Genomic DNA, 15,514 nt, shown 5'->3' with positions numbered 1-15,514 from the left:
GAATGACCCCCACCGCCGGGGCGGCCCGCGCCTACACCTCCGCCACGCCGACCGGTCGTTCCGGCCCTCGTCCGTCAAGTGACACTCGTATTCTCCTGGCATGACGGAGTGGAGTTTGCGGGCGTGGTGAGCAAACGGGCGGCGGCGGGCAGTCGGACTCGCCTGGAGGACCTACAGCCAGGCCTGACGGTCCTCGGGCTTCTCCCGCAGGCGGTTACGGTCCTGGCCGTGCAGGCGCACGGGTCGGACGCCCTCACGCTGACCTTCCAAGGCCCTGATGGCAGTCTGGGGCAGCGGCTTCTCTACCGCACAGACGAAGCCGGCCTGTCGATTCAGTCGCCGACTGCCCGGTGGCGGTTCGACGCAGATCCGGCCGAGTTTCGCCTAGCAGCCGAGGCATTGCGGATCCGGATGGCCGGGCTGCACGACCCGATGGTGGCGGTGTCCTCTAGTGCCGTCGATCCGCTGCCGCACCAGATCCGCGCGGTGTACGGCGAACTGCTGCCCCGCACCCCGCTGCGGTTCCTGCTCGCCGACGACCCCGGTGCGGGGAAGACCATCATGGCTGGCCTATACGCGAAGGAGTTGATGCTGCGCGGCGACCTGGCGCGCATGCTGATCATCGCCCCGGGCGGCCTGGTCGAGCAGTGGCAGGACGAGCTCGCCACCAAGTTCGGGATCACCGCCGAGGTGCTGTCGAGGGAGATGATCACCGGGCTGGTCGACGGGAATCCGTTCACACGTCACCCGCTCCTTATCGCACGGATGGATCAGCTGGCCCGCAACGACGACCTGCTCGCGAGGCTCGACGAGACCGAGTGGGACCTGGTGATCGTCGACGAGGCACACCGGATGTCGGCGAACTGGTGGGCCGGGGAGCTGTCCACGACCCGGCGCTACGAGCTCGGCCAGCGGCTCGGCGCGGTCACCCGGCACCTGCTGCTGATGACCGCGACCCCCCACTCGGGCAGCGAGTCGAACTTCCAGGCGTTTATGGCCCTGCTGGACCCGGACCGGTTCGAGGGCGAGTTCCGCTCGGGCGCGCACTCGACCGACACCTCGGGGCTGATGCGCCGGATGGTCAAGGAGGAGCTGCTGACCTTCGACGGCAAGCCGCTGTTCCCTGAGCGGATCGCCGAGACCGTGCCCTACCGGCTCTCGGACGCCGAGCAGAACCTGTACGACGAGGTCACCCGCTACGTGCGGGAGGAGATGAACCGCGCCGAGCGCCTCGGCAGCGACAACCCCCGCGCCCGCACGGTCGGCTTCGCCCTCATCGTGCTGCAGCGTCGCCTCGCGTCGAGCACCCACGCGATCCTCCGGTCGCTGCAGCGCCGTAGTCAACGACTCGAAGCCAAGCGTCGCGAGATGCTCGAACCCCGCTTCTCGCGCGTCGAGGACGACCTCGCGGCGCTGACCTCGTGGGACCGGCTCGGCGATCCCGACGAGCTCGACGCCGAGGAGACCGAGGCGCTCGAAGAGTCCGTGGTCGACGCGGCGACGGCCGCACAGACCATCGCCGAACTCGACATCGAGATCGCCCAGCTAGGCGAGCTGGTCACCCTCGCCCGCGATGTGCGGGACAGCGGCGAGGACCGCAAGTGGAGCGAGCTGCGGACCCTGCTGCTCGACCACGCCCTGCTGGCCACGGCCGACGGGGCACCGCGCAAACTGATCATCTTCACCGAGCACAAGGACACCCTCAACTACCTGACCGCGCAGATCCGCAATGTGCTCGGCCGCGAGGACGCGGTCGTCACGATCCACGGGGGCACCCGCCGCGACGACCGCCGCTCCATCCGCGAGGACTTCACCCACAACCCCGACGTGCGGGTCCTCGTCGCGACAGACGCGGCCGGTGAGGGCCTGAACTTGCAGTCCGCCCACCTGATGATCAACTACGACCTGCCGTGGAACCCGAACCGGATCGAGCAGCGGTTCGGCCGGATCCACCGCATCGGACAGCGTCACACCTGCCGGCTGTGGAACCTGGTCGCCGAGGACACCCGCGAGGGGCAGGTGTTCACCCGGCTGCTGCAGAAGATGGAGACGCAGCGCCGCGCCTACGGCGGGCGACTGTTCGACGTGCTCGGCGAGGCGTTCAAGGACCAGCCTCTGCGCAAGCTGCTGATGGACGCCATCCGCTACGGCGACGATCCGGCCCGCTTGCAGGAGCTGAACCGCATCGTGGACGCCGAGGTCGCCAAGGGTCTCGACGACCTGCTCACCGAGCGTGCGCTGGCGAAGGAGTCCCTGACTCCGCGCCAGCTCGACCTGCTGCGCCGCCAGATGGACGAGGCCCGCGCCCGCCGGCTGCAGCCCTACTACGTCGAGCTGTTCTTCCGGGACGCGTTCAAACGCGTCGGCGGGCGGATGGCCCGCCGGGAGAAGGGCCGCTACGAGATCGCCAACGTGCCCGCACCCGTCCGGCAGCGGCAACGCCCCGGCGCGGCCGTGCCGATCGCCACCCGCTACGAGCGGGTCACCTTCGACCCCGAACACGTCGACGCCGACGACGCCCGCCGCGCCGAGCTGCTCGCGCCCGGGCATCCGCTGCTCGACACCGTCCTCGACGCCACTATCGAGGCCCACCGGTCGGCGCTGGAGGCCGGGACGCTGCTGTTCGACCCGACCGACCCAAGCACCGAGCCGCGCCTGATCGTCGCACTGACCGGCGAGGTCCTCGACGGCACCGGACAGGTGGTGTCGAAGCGCTTCGAGTTCATCACCCTCACCCCCGCCGGCGGGGCGGCAGTCTCCGGTCCCGCCCCCTACCTGGATCTGCAGCCGCTGCCCGACGACATGCGCCTGTTCGCCGACCCCGTCCTCTCCGGGGAGTGGTTGACCGCCGGCGTCGAGCATCTGGCCACGTCGTGGGCGATCACCCACGCCCAACCTGAGCACCTGCAGCAGGTGAGGGAGCGGCTGTTGCCGCTGATCGTCAAGACCCGCACCGCAGTCACCCAGCGCCTCAAGCAGCAGATCAACTACCTGTACTCGGAGGCGACCCGACTGCGCGACAGCCCCGGCATCGGCAAACCGGGACGCCCTCGAAAACAGCGGCAAAGCCCCGACCGGCTCGAAGCCCGCGCCCGCGACCTCGAAGCGCGGCTCGATCACCGTATCGCCAGCCTGGACGCCGAGGCGCAGCTGGCGGCGAGCCCACCGACGGTAATCGGTGCAGCGCTGGTCATTCCCGCCGGGCTCGTTCCCGGCGAGATCGCCGGCCACGCGCGCGAGACCGCCCGGGTGGAACGCCGCGCCGTCGATATGGTCCTCGAAGCCGAGCGCGTGCTCGGGCGCGAGCCGATGGAGATGCCGCACAACAACCCCGGCTACGACATCCGCTCCACCACACCGGACGGGCGGTCGGTGTTCATCGAGGTCAAGGGCCGCATCACCGGAGCCGACGACGTGACCATCACGCTCAACGAGGTGCTGCTCGGGAAGAACGTCCCCGCCGCCCACCGACTCGCCCTCGTCGAGGTCAGCCCGAACGGCCCCGAACACGACCAGCTGCGGTACCTCGCCGAGCACTTCCGCAGCATCGACCTGGGCGACCTTGCCGCCACCGACGTGCGCCTGCACTGGTCGAAAACCTGGGCCAAGGGAACCGACCCCTGCTGACCTGCAAACCCGTGCGACGATGCGTCGGGTACGCCCAGGCCACGTTGTTACCGTTCATCCAACCCATCACACCTATAGCTGACCTTTGGAGACCACCGATGACCCGCCCGAGCCTGACCACCCGCCGCCGCGCGGCCACCACCGCCGAATCGGGCGGGTACCGGGCATGAGCACGCCGAAACGCAAACTGATCGAGGTCGGTATTCCGCTCAAGGTCATCAACGAGGAGTCCGCGCGCGAGAAGTCGATCCGCCACGGTCACCCCTCGACGCTGCACCTGTGGTGGGCGCGACGGCCGCTCGCCGCAGCCCGTGCGGTCTTGTTCGCGCAGCTGGTCGACGACCCCTCCTCGCACCCGGACAAGTTCCCCACAGACGAGGCGGTCACCGCCGAACGCGCCCGCCTCCACAAGCTGATCGAGAAGCTAGTGGTGTGGGAGAACTCCAACGACGAGAAGCTCCTCGCTCAGGCGCACCACGAGATCATGGCGTCGACCGGCGGGAACCCGCCGCCGATCCTCGACCCCTTCGCCGGTGGCGGCACCATCCCCCTTGAAGCCCAACGCCTCGGACTGGAGGCCCACGCGTCGGACCTCAACCCGGTCGCGGTGCTGATCAACAAGGCGCTCATCGAGATCCCACCGAAGTTCGCCGGGCGGCCACCCGTGTCTCCCGAGGTCGGCAAGAGCCAGCTCGCGCACCCGTGGCCGCGGGCCACCGGTCTCGCGGAGGACGTGCGCCGGTACGGGCAGTGGATTCGTGACGAGGCCGAGAAGCGGATCGGGCACGTCTACCCGAGGGCAACCCTCGCCGACGGCTCTCAGGCCACGGTGATCGCGTGGATCTGGGCCCGCACTGCCACATGCCCGAACCCCGCCTGCGGCATCGCCATGCCGCTCGTCCGATCGAGGTGGCTCAGCAAGAAGAAAGGCAAAGAGGCCTACGTCGTCCCGACCGTCACCGATCGCACGGTCCAGTTCACGATCGGACACGACCCCAAGTCCGCACCGACCGAGGACACCGACGGCACCGTGGGTCGCACCGGTGCTACCTGCATCGGGTGTGGCGCTGCCGTCGAGTTGAAGTACATCCGTGCCGAAGGTCGTGCCGCACGGATGGGCAGCCAGCTGATGGCCACAGTGGCCGAAGGTAACCGCACTCGCATCTACCTCGCACCTACACCCGAGCACGAAGCCGCCGCCAAGGTCGGGCGGCCCGCTACTGTTCCGGATGGTGAGATACCCCCGCAAGCGCCGAGCTTCCGGGTCCAGGCGTACGGGTTCAAGGAGTACTCCGACCTATTTACGGCGCGGCAGCTTACCGCGCTCACCACCTTCAGTGACCTTGTCGCCGAAGCCCGCGAGAAGGTACTCGCCGACGCACTCGACGCGGGCATACCCGAAGGCGACCGCCTCGAAGCGGGTGGCACAGGAGCCGCCAGCTACGCGGATGCAGTCGCCACGTACCTCGGAACGGCGTCGAGCACAGTCGCTGACGATATGTCGACTATCGTCACGTGGCGATCGTCGCACGGCACTGGAGCCACCCGAGCGACCTTCGCCCGCCAGGCGCTTCCCATGACTTGGGACTACGCAGAGGTAAACCCATTCAGTGGATCCTCTGGCGACTTCTCGAACACGATCCCAGGGACTGCGGCTGTCTTGGACCGCCTCGGCAGTGACAAGAAGGGATCCGCGCTCCAGCGTGATGCGATAGAGAGTCCTCGCCACGGAGCCTTGATTTCGACAGATCCGCCGTACTACGACAACATCGGCTATTCCGACCTGTCGGACTACTTCTATGTGTGGCTCCGTCGTTCCCTTCGCTCCATCCATCCGAACCTGCTCAGCACCATGTTGGTGCCCAAAGCTGAAGAACTGGTTGCCAACCCATACCGCCACGGCGGCAAGGACGGCGCACACAAGTTCTTCGAGGAGGGCTTCGGGGAGGTGTTCCGGCGCGCGCGTGAATCCGCCCTGCCCGACTACCCGATCACCGTGTACTACGCCTTCAAGCAGTCCGAGACCACCGAGGGTGGCGAGGCATCCACAGGTTGGGAGACCCTCCTCGAAGGCATGATCCGCTCCGGATGGTCGGTGACCGCGACGTGGCCGCTTCGTAGCGAGCGGGGCGGTCGGATGATCAGCGTCGGCACCAACGCCCTTGCGTCGTCCATCCTGCTGGCATTGCGCCCGCGCCAAGAAGATGCCACGCGCACAGATCGTCGCCGGTTCATCGCTACCCTGAAGGCGGAACTCCCGACGGCGCTCAAGGAGCTACAGCAGGGCGCGATCGCGCCGGTGGACATGCCGCAGGCGGCCATCGGTCCGGGTATGGCGGTCTTCTCCCGCTACTCGGCCGTACTGGAGGACGACGGTTCGAAGATGCGGGTCCGTGCCGCGCTGGCGCGGATCAACGAGGTCCTCGACGAGGTGCTCGCCGAGCAGGAGGGCGACTTCGACCCGGACACCCGCTTCGCGATCGCCTGGTTCCGGCAATACGGGTTCGACCCCGGCGCATACGGGGACGCGGACAACATCGCCCGAGCCCGCAACGCCTCGATTGACCACCTCGACCACGCCGGGATCCTCACCAGCCGGGCGGGCAAGGTGACGTTGCTTGCCCCGGACAAGCTCGACGAGACCTACGACCCGGCTACCGATCCGTCAATCAGCGTGTGGGAGGTCGTGATGCACCTGACCCGCGCCCTCTCCACCCACGGCATCCCGGCTGCTTCCGCGATGCTCGGCCGGGTGCCCGCCTCGATCGAGCGGGACCTGTGCAAGGAACTCGCGTTCCTGCTGTTCTCGATTGCCGAGGACCGCAAGCTCACCAAGATCGCCGTCGAGTTCAACGCGCTCGGCACCGCGTGGAACGAGATCGCCGCAGCCGCGCCCGCGGCCGCCGCGCAGCCGTCCCAGGCGACGTTCGACTACGAGGAGCAATAGGAATGGCGAAGATCAGCAACCGCGACCGGGTCCGCCGCGCACTGGAACTGCTCGGCGAGTCACTAGACCCGTTCATCGCCGCGGCGACCAGCGACAAGGTGCCCGCAGACAAGCACTGGACGATGCTGCTCGCCGCCAAGGATGCCGGTAAGGGTGCCGCCGCGACGAAGAAGTACAACCCGGTCGACCCGCAGAATGGGCTGCGGATGCTCACCGAGAACATTACCGGCAAGGCCATCGCCGGCTGGTTCCCGTTCAACGAGAAGCTGTCCCGGGCCGAGCAGTCCCTGGCAAGCGAACTGCGGGACGTGCGCGACCGCGAGGCCCACCACGAGCCGTTTTCCGCCGACGACGCCTACCGGGCCCTCGACACCGCCGAGCGGATGCTGCGGGCGATCGGGGCACCGGACGCCGCCGACGAGGTCAAACGTTCCCGCGTCGACCTTCGGCGGGTCTCCTCCGAACAGGAGGACCGCAAGGTGGTCAAGGCAGCCGGGGCGGCCGAGGTCGGCTCCGCGGGGCTGCTGCCGTGGCGGGAGGTGCTGCGCCCCCACGACGATGTCGCCAAGGGCAACTTCCGCGCTGCCGAGTTCGCCGCTGACCTGGCCATGGTCGCGCGCGGCGAGGGCGACCCCGAGTACACCGACCCAGTCGAGTTCTTCCGCCGCACCTTCCTCACCGGCGGGTTGCAAGACCTGATCACCCGTGCGGTAAAGCGCATCTCCGGGGACAAGAACGCGTCCCCTGTGATCAACCTGCAGACCAACTTCGGAGGCGGCAAGACGCACAGCATGCTCGCGCTGTGGCACCTGGCGTCCGGTCGTCCGGTCACCGACTATCCGCAGGAACTGCAAGACCTGCTCGGTCCGATCCACTTCGACCGGAAGATCGGCAGGGTCGCCCTCGTCGGCAACCACCTTCAAGCCTCCGGGATGAAGCCCAAGCCGGACGGGACGAGGGTCAACACGCTGTGGGGCGAACTGGCCTGGCAGCTCGGCGGACGTGAGGCCTACGAGATCGTCGCCGACTCCGACCGCACCTCTACGAACCCGGGCGACAGCCTGCGCGAGCTGTTCGCCGCCTACGCCCCCGCGGTCATCCTGGTCGACGAGTGGGTTTCCTACGCCCGCCAGCTCTACGGTCAGGACGATCTCGCGGGCGGCAGCTTTGACACCCAGTTCACCTTCGCCCAGACCCTCACCGAGGCGGCGAAAGCGGTGCCCGGCGTTCTGGTGGTGATCTCGATTCCCGCCTCGGCTCGCGACGACGACGGGCACAGCGAGGTCAGCGAGGAGGAGGTCGGCGGCGAGAACGGCCGTGAGGCGCTGCGCAGGCTACAGAACGTCGTGCGCCGGGTAGCCGACCAGTGGAAGGCCGCCAACCCGGAGGAGTCGTTCGAGATCGTCCGACGACGGCTGTTCACCGCCCCGGACGGGCAGGCGCTCGCGCAGATCGGTGCAACCGCGCAGTCGGTGGTCAAGTTCTACCGGGACCACCACGGCGAATTTCCCAGCGAGGCCATCGACAACGACTACCTGGACCGGATCCGCGCCACCTACCCGGTGCATCCCGAGCTGTTCGACCGGCTCTACCAGGACTGGTCGACGCTGGAACGGTTCCAACGCACCCGCGGTGTGCTGCGGCTGATGAACACCATCGTCGGCACTCTGTGGCGTGCCGGGGACACCGCGCCGCTGATCATGCCCGGCTCGGTGCCGCTGCGGGAACCGGAGGTGATGACGGAGATCACCCAGTACCTCGAAGACCAGTGGAAGGTGATCATCGACGCCGACGTCGACGGAGCCCACTCCGCGCCCGCCCAGGTCGACCATGCCAGCCCGGACCTGCTCGGCAAACGGTTCATCACCCAACGCCTCGCGCGGACGGTGTTCATGGGCGCGACCCCCACCCTCCACGGCTCCCATAAGGGCATCGACAAGGCTCGGGTGTTCCTCGGCACCGCGCTGCCCGGGGATGTGCCCGGCAACTTCCACTCGGCGCTGAACCAGCTCGCCGACCGGGCCACCTACTTTTACGGCTCCGGTACGCAGTTCTGGTTCGACACCCAGGCCAACACCACCCGCACCGCCCGCGACCACGCCGAACGGCTGCACCCCGAGGATGTGTGGGCCGAGATCGTCCGGCGGCTGCAGAACCACCGCAGCCCCACCGGCAGCGGGTTCGCCGCAGTGCACATCGCCCCGGACTCCTCGTCCGACGTGCCCGACGGTCAGGAGGCGCGGCTGGTGATCGTGCCGCCGTCGCACGTCTACGACCGCCGTCAGGGCCCGGAGTCGCCGGCATACACGTGGTCGACAGGTGTCCTCGACCGGCGCGGAAGCGGGGCCCGCACGCACCGGAACATGCTCGTGTTCCTGGCCGCAGACTCGGCGCGCTACGAGGAGCTGCAGGCGTCGATCCGCGACTACCTTGCCTGGAAGTACGTGCGCGACAACGCCGACGGCATGCTCGATCTGACCGCCCAGCAGAAGAAGCAGGCCGAGGATCGGCTGAAGCGGGCCGATGCCACCGCCCGAGATCGACTGCTCGGCGCGTACCACTGGGCGCTGGTACCCACCCAGCCGGACCCGACCCGTCCGCTGCACCTGGACGCGATCAAGACCGAAGGCGGCACCGACAACCTGGCCGATCGGACCGCAAAGCGGCTCGTGGACAAGTCCGAGTTGGTGCTGAAGCGCGCGTCGGGGGGCATTCGCCTCGACCTCGACACCACGTTGTACACGGTGTTCGAGCGGGACGGCCACATCAGCCTCGGCGCGCTGTGGGACTACTACACCACCTACCCGTACCTCGCTCGGCTGCGGGACCGCGGCGTCCTCGAAGACGGCGTGCTCTCCACGCTGGACACTCCGATCGACTGGGAGCGTCAGGGCTTCGCCCTCGCCGACGGGTGGGACGGCGAGAGGTACACGGGCCTGCTGCTGCCGACGGACAGTGCATCCAGGCCCGCGACGATCGACGCGCTGCTGCTCGTCGAGCCGGGCCGTGCGGCGAAGCAACGGGAACGCGACCTCGCCGAAGCCCAGCAGGCGCAGCAGGCCCAGCCCGGGTCCGACGGCGACACGGAGTCGCCGACCCCGGACAACCGGACCAGCACAACCGCTCCGTCCGTGTCGACTCGTGCAGTACCCGCGCAGCCGGAGCGCCGGCCGAAGACCCGCTACTTCGGCACCGCCGCACTGGACCCGGACTTCTACGCACGCGACTTCGGGCGCATCACCAGTGAGGTCATCCAGCACCTCGCCGCGGTCGACGGCGTCGAACTCGAAGTCCGACTGGAGATCACCGCCGTCGCCAGGGACGGGTTCGACGAGGCCAAGGTCCGCACGGTCTCCGAGAATGCGAACACGCTCAAGTTCGAGCAGACCGGGTTCGAGGAGCAGTAGGGCCGATCGTGTCCCCTCGGCGCGTCGGGAGCGCGTCGAGGGGACATGATGGCCGACGGCGTCAACTGGCCAGGTCAAGTGCAAGCGACTTCGCACTTCCATGTACTTAATTCGAGGGCATCCGGGCAGAAGAGGCATACGCGAACGCCCTGGTAGGACCCGTGCAGTCGACTCCAGGACCCGCAGAACAGTTCAGTGGAACTTTGCACTTCTCATGAGCCGAGCCGGGTAATTCGTACTTCTGACCAGAACCGAAACTGACCGACTACTCACATCAGTCCACGAGGTCCTATCCCAAGCTCAGGCCTGGCCTGCAACCGGTTCTGAGCAGTTCTTCACAAGTTCCCAGAACTGTTCGGGTACTGGTTCTCTGGTTCCTCGGTATAGGAACCAGAACCAGTACCGGTCATCTCTCCAGACGACTGGTTCTCTGTCTCCTGGAACTTCTTAATGGTCAGCAACTGTGCGCGCCGCGGGCCTTCCTCGACCGCCACCCTGCCGTCTTCCACCAGGACGTCGATCGCTTTCAACACCCTCGACCTGTTGCCCCCAAGGACCTTCACGATCCCGCTCTTCGTCAACCCCGGCGATTGCTCGATGGCCCGGTGGGCGCGCTCCATGAGCTCTGGCTGCCGCCCTTCGTCGCCAGGATGCTCATCCTGCACAAGCAGATCCGGTGGCTCGATGCTCACCACCGTGATCGACCCCGTCGAGTCGAGGACGACCCGCGCCGCAAGCTGGGTGCGGTCCGACTTTCGGTAGCTGCCACATTGCGCGCGTACGGCACCTGGGCGGTCCTTACCGACCCGAAGCTCGATGACGCCCTTCATCCCCCGTCCAATCGGCTTAGTCACCTCGACGATGTAGGCGGCACCGGTCAGGCCGGCCATCTTCGCTTGGCCTCCGATTGCAAAGCGGCCCCGCGATTCCCGGTCCTTGGTGACGTGGTCGACCATCACCACCGCTGCACCGGTCTTGGTCGCCAGCGGCCGTGGCAGCGCCCTCATCCAACTCGCCACGGCATCGTTGTCCTTGCTCGACGAACCTCCGAATACGCCCAGGCTATCGGTGACGCCGTCGATGACCGCGAGGTCGTACTGTCGACTCAGCATGGCGAGCCATTCCGGCCGCTCGAAATCATTGTCCGGCTTCGCTTCCGGACGCCGGTAGTCAAAGTGGTCGATGATCGCCTTCGAGTCGGCCCCCAGCATCTCCAGCCGCCGGACAACCGATGACGGGTCAGATTCGAAGTCAAGGTAGAGGACGTTCTTGCCGGACAGGATCAGCCGGGCGGCCTCGATCTGCACCAAGAGCGACTTCCCAGACTCCGACTCTCCGTGGAAGCTGTGAACCATACCGGAGTAGAGCAGGCTCTGACCGTCGGTGCGAGGGAAGAGCGTCGGCCGCAGTTGCTCGTTCGCCCCGGCCAGGATGGATCGCAGGTCTACCGGAGCCCAGGTGGAGCGGCTCTCCGCGCCTTCGGAGACATCCGCTCTACCGTGCGACGCTTCACTATCCACTTGGCTTGTCACCTCCATGTTGTGCTGATGTGCCACGAGTTCCGCCAGCTCCGCTGCGGCGAAGGGCGGGTGCGGGGCCGCATCCCCTCTCCCACTTTGGTTTCGCCATTTGTCCACCACATCTACTTCAGTCCATGCCCCGTCCACCGGCGCGTTGCGAATGAGGACATCGAAGGCGTCTTCGAGTGTCAGCCTGTTCCAGGCCGCCCTTGCCAGCTGCCCCAATCGCATAGCCGCATCTGCGGTGCACTTCTCCCAGCCGCGGCCCCGGTCATCCCTGTAGCCCTCGGGCCACGCGTGCGCAGTCTTGAGGTCATTGCAGGTGCCGTCGACGACCTTGGCGATGTAGGCATCGATCCGTCGGCAGAGACCAGGTGGCATCGCCGAGTACTCGACAGGATCCACTTCGACAGGTGTGGAAGGCGTGGCCACAACCGGATGCGGCCGCCTCCTGGCTTCAGTCCTCGCCGCCTCGACGAGCTTCGCGAACTCGTGCCCGCTGTGGTCGTCGCGAATGGCGGAACCGAGCCGCTGGAGACCCGGGCGCTGCACCCAGCTGTACGCGCGAGGTTTACCCGAGGCCTTGCTCAGCTTCACTGTGGGTGCAATGAACAGAAATCCACGGCCTCCCGAGCTCGTTCCGGCCTTGACGTCCAGGCCGGCCCGAACGCCGTCGCGGCTATGAATCCCCAACGAGGCCACGAGGAAGTGCTTGCCGCCGGACGGTGTCGATGCCTCCGCGTAGACGGCAGGCATGACACCCTCGGCGCGCAGGCGCGCCTCGCCCTGATCGTCCTTGTACAGGTCGACGTCGATCCCGTCGAGCCCATGCCCGCATACCATTGCCAGAGCGCAGCCTGGCTCGAACTCGTCGAGCTCCGCGGGGTCAGCAACGGTGTTCTGCCAGCCCCTGCGCAGAAAGTAGCCAGTCCCACCGGTGCCGCCACGCGGGTTCCAGTCAGCTCCCACGCCATCGGGCTTGCACACGAACACGGGGATCCCGGCACCGATCAGCCCGTCAGCTACGTCCAGGGCTTCACGAACCGACGCCGGCCAGTCGACAGAGTCCGGTCGAATGTCGATGCACCGCAAGCCCACTTCGCCGGCCTGCGCGGTCAGCCCCTCGCCGACCATCGACTACTCCTGAAGCAGATACCACGAGCCACGATGCGCAGCCGCGCGGCACTGAGGACACCCCGGCGCACGCCGCTACGCCCCGGCGGTGTTGGCACGGCGATCGGTGCGCACATGGACCTGCTCGTCAACCCAGGCGTGGACGTCGGTCCACCGGTAGAGCACCCTGCGCCCATCCCGAACGAACCGCGGGCCGCCTCCCTTGTAGCGCAGCTGAGCCAATCGCCCGGTCGACGTACGCATGAACTCCGCCACCTCTTCGGGCGTCGCCAGCTCGGTTTCGATATGCATCACCACAACCACCTGTTCATCTGTCTAGAAATCACGAGAGTTGATTACGAACAGATCTATATCACCGAGACGCATTGTCGGTCAACTGTCGTGATTTCCAGTAAGCTGACAGCATGCGAATCCCCATCCGCGACCTGCCTGTCGTCATCGGTGCCAATGCCAAGCGCCTACGAAAGGACGCGGATCTGACCCTCGACGCCATGGCCATCGCCGCACGCCGACGTGGACTCAAATGGAATACATCCCGGGTCGCCGACTTCGAGGCGGGCCGCGTATCACCGAACCTGGCGACCCTCACGGCGTATGCATTCGCGTTGGCAGATGCCGGCTGCGGCGACATCACGCTCTCCGACCTCGTCGAGTCGAGCACCGATATCCGCGTCAACGACGCCATGACCCTGCACCGGACGGATCTCCACGACGTGATGACCGGCGACCCGATCGCGTCCAAGCTGGGCCCCAGGGCCTTCATTGGCCCACTCAGACTCAAGACCGGCAACCAGATCCTGATAGATCTTGCCGACGATGCCGCAGAAGAGGAGGCGGAGAGGGTGGCGAGATACCTCGAACGGACCGATGCCGAGACGGTCATCTCCGTCGTTTCGGCGTCAGGCTCCACGGAGGAGCGCATACACCGGGCCCTGCGCATCTCGCCCGCTCTCCTTGCTGCGGTGTCAGCCGCACTGTGGGGACGCAGCTTCTCGGATGAGCGCGACGCCCGCGCAGGCGCAAATGCCAACGCGCAGAAGCGCGGTCAGATCACGAGACGACTGCAAGCCGAACTGAAGGGGGAACTCGACAATGGCGACGATTGAGCCGTATGAGACGAAGTCCGGCAAGCGCTACCGCGTCCGCTACCGGACCCCCGACCACAAGCAGACCGACAAGCGGGGGTTCCGCACGAAGCGCGACGCGGAGATGTTCGCGGCGACGGTCGAGGTCGAGAAGATGACCGGGTCTTACGTCGCCCCGGCTCTCGGCCGCATCACGGTCAGCGAACTCGGCGCGGACTGGCTCGAACGCAAGCAGGTCGACGTGAAGCCGTCGACCTACAACAGCCTTGAGACGGCCTGGCGGGTCCACGTACAGCCACGGTGGGGACGCACCCGCATCGCGGACGTCGACCTCGATGCCGTCGAGCGGTGGATCACGGAGCTGGTGCGCGCAGGCAAGGGTGCGACCGTCGTCATCCGCGCCTACGGCGTCCTCGCGTCGATCATGGACGGAGCCGTGAAGGCCAAGCGGTTGGCGAGTAACCCAGCCCGCGGCGTCGAGAACCTGCCACGCAAGCAGCGCAAGCAGCGGGTGTACCTCACGCACGAGCAGGTGCAGGCGCTCGCGGAGAAATCTGGCCACCACGACGTCCTGGTCTACCTCTTGGCCTACTGCGGCCTGCGGTGGGGTGAGGCGATCGCGCTACGCGTCGAGCACCTGGACCTATTGCGCCGGCGGCTGACCGTCGTCGACAACGCGGTGCAGGTGAACGGAGAGCTTCACGTCGGCACCCCAAAGTCCCACGTGCACCGGACAGTGCCCGTCCCACCGTTCCTCGTCGAGATGCTCGCTCAGCAGTGCGAGGGCCGAAGCCGGGGCGACCTGGTGTTCCCCGGCCGCGGTGGCGGGCACCTACTGCGGCCTGTGAGCTTCACCGGGTGGTTCACGAAGGCCGTCGAGCGATCGGGTGTCCCTCGGCTCACTCCACACGATCTGCGGCACACGGCGGCGTCCCTGGGGGTGTCGGCTGGCGTCAACGTAAAGGCGCTACAGCGGATCCTCGGGCACGCGAGCGCGGCCATGACTCTGGACACCTACGCGGACCTGTTCGACGACGACCTGGAGGCCGTGGGAACGGCCCTCGATGCCGCGCGGGCGCGCGCGAGTGTGGGCAAAGTGTGGGCAGAAGCGCCCGTCGGGAGCGCAGTCTGGGCATGAAAATAGCCCCTCACCTGCAATAACAGGTGAGGGGCTGCGGCGGAAGCGGAGGGATTTGAACCCCCGTTGGTGTTACCCAAGCTCGCTTTCAAGGCGAGTGCATTCGGCCGCTCTGCCACGCTTCCGTGGCGAATCCTAGCCGCCCCGGGCGAGGGGGGACCAATTCGGCGCGAGAGTCAGACCGGCGGGCGGGCGTCGAGTGCGGCGTCGACCTTGTCGAACACCGTCGCGACGGTGGCGAGTTCGGTGTCGTCGAGGAGGTCGATCAGATAGCTCCGCACACCCCGGACATGGGTCGGTGCCGCCTCCGCGAGCTTCTCCCGACCGAGCGGCGTGATCAGGGCGAGCACGCCGCGGCCGTCCTCGACGCAGGTGCTGCGTGCGACGAGCCCGTCCGCCTCCATGCGCCGCACCTGATGGGTGAGGCGGCTGCGGGACGAGAGGATCCCGTCCGCGAGCTCACTCATCCGCACCGACCCGTCCGTCGACTCGGACAGCATCACGAGGATGCGGTAGTCGGCGAGAGAGATGCCGTGCAGAGACTGCAGTTCCCGGTTGAGCACCTCCATCAGGCGCTGACTGCCCTCGATGAACCCGCGCCAAGCGCGCATCTCGGCGGTGCCGAGCCACCGCGGCGCGTCGGCGACGTGTGCGAT

The 15,514-nt window shown here is 67.3% G+C and carries 8 protein-coding genes and 1 tRNA gene; 5 read left to right on the top strand and 4 right to left on the bottom strand.

Annotated features, from left to right (window positions below):
• Positions 1–162: 162 nt before the first annotated feature.
• From RHCRD62_RS24315 to RHCRD62_RS24305, 3 genes are all read left to right on the top strand, one after another.
• Positions 163–3,627 carry a helicase-related protein gene (locus RHCRD62_RS24315; protein WP_050067450.1) on the top strand — a complete coding sequence of 1,155 codons (3,465 nt, stop codon included), beginning with the start codon at positions 163–165 and terminating at the stop codon, positions 3,625–3,627.
• 166 nt (positions 3,628–3,793) lie between these two features.
• Complete coding sequence (locus RHCRD62_RS24310) at positions 3,794–6,574, top strand: DUF1156 domain-containing protein (protein WP_050067340.1); 2,781 nt, start codon at positions 3,794–3,796, stop codon at positions 6,572–6,574.
• A gap of 2 nt (positions 6,575–6,576) precedes the next feature.
• Positions 6,577–9,981: a Swt1 family HEPN domain-containing protein gene (locus RHCRD62_RS24305; protein ID WP_050067339.1), complete on the top strand. Its 3,405-nt coding sequence runs from the start codon at positions 6,577–6,579 to the stop codon at positions 9,979–9,981.
• Between the two features lie 335 nt (positions 9,982–10,316).
• Here RHCRD62_RS24305 and RHCRD62_RS24300 read toward each other — a convergent pair whose 3' ends face one another.
• Entirely contained in the window at positions 10,317–12,635 is a 2,319-nt protein-coding gene (locus RHCRD62_RS24300) for an AAA family ATPase (RefSeq protein ID WP_050067338.1), read from the bottom strand.
• Between the two features lie 75 nt (positions 12,636–12,710).
• Entirely contained in the window at positions 12,711–12,926 is a 216-nt protein-coding gene (locus tag RHCRD62_RS24295) for a helix-turn-helix transcriptional regulator (protein ID WP_050067449.1), read from the bottom strand.
• A 113-nt stretch (positions 12,927–13,039) separates the two neighbouring features.
• Between RHCRD62_RS24295 and RHCRD62_RS24290 the strand changes: the two genes are divergently transcribed.
• Both RHCRD62_RS24290 and RHCRD62_RS24285 read left to right on the top strand, forming a co-directional pair.
• Positions 13,040–13,741 (top strand): helix-turn-helix domain-containing protein, encoded by a 702-nt coding sequence (locus RHCRD62_RS24290; protein WP_050067337.1) that lies wholly within the window; start codon positions 13,040–13,042, stop codon positions 13,739–13,741.
• Positions 13,728–14,858, top strand: a complete 1,131-nt coding sequence (locus RHCRD62_RS24285; RefSeq protein ID WP_050067336.1) for a tyrosine-type recombinase/integrase — start codon at positions 13,728–13,730, stop codon at positions 14,856–14,858. Before RHCRD62_RS24290 ends, RHCRD62_RS24285 begins: the two co-directional genes overlap by 14 nt.
• 40 nt (positions 14,859–14,898) lie before the next feature.
• Here the strand turns inward: RHCRD62_RS24285 and RHCRD62_RS24280 are convergent.
• A tRNA-Ser gene (locus RHCRD62_RS24280) sits at positions 14,899–14,983 on the bottom strand.
• 51 nt (positions 14,984–15,034) lie between these two features.
• Positions 15,035–15,469 (bottom strand): MarR family winged helix-turn-helix transcriptional regulator, encoded by a 435-nt coding sequence (locus tag RHCRD62_RS24275; RefSeq protein ID WP_050067448.1) that lies wholly within the window; start codon positions 15,467–15,469, stop codon positions 15,035–15,037.
• Between the last annotated feature and the right edge of the window lie 45 nt (positions 15,470–15,514).

The organism is Rhodococcus sp. RD6.2, from assembly GCF_001040705.1.
Lineage (GTDB): Bacteria > Actinomycetota > Actinomycetes > Mycobacteriales > Mycobacteriaceae > Rhodococcus_G.
The sequence above is the reverse complement of the archived record's forward strand: the minus strand, read 5'-3'. Positions and strand labels throughout refer to the sequence as shown.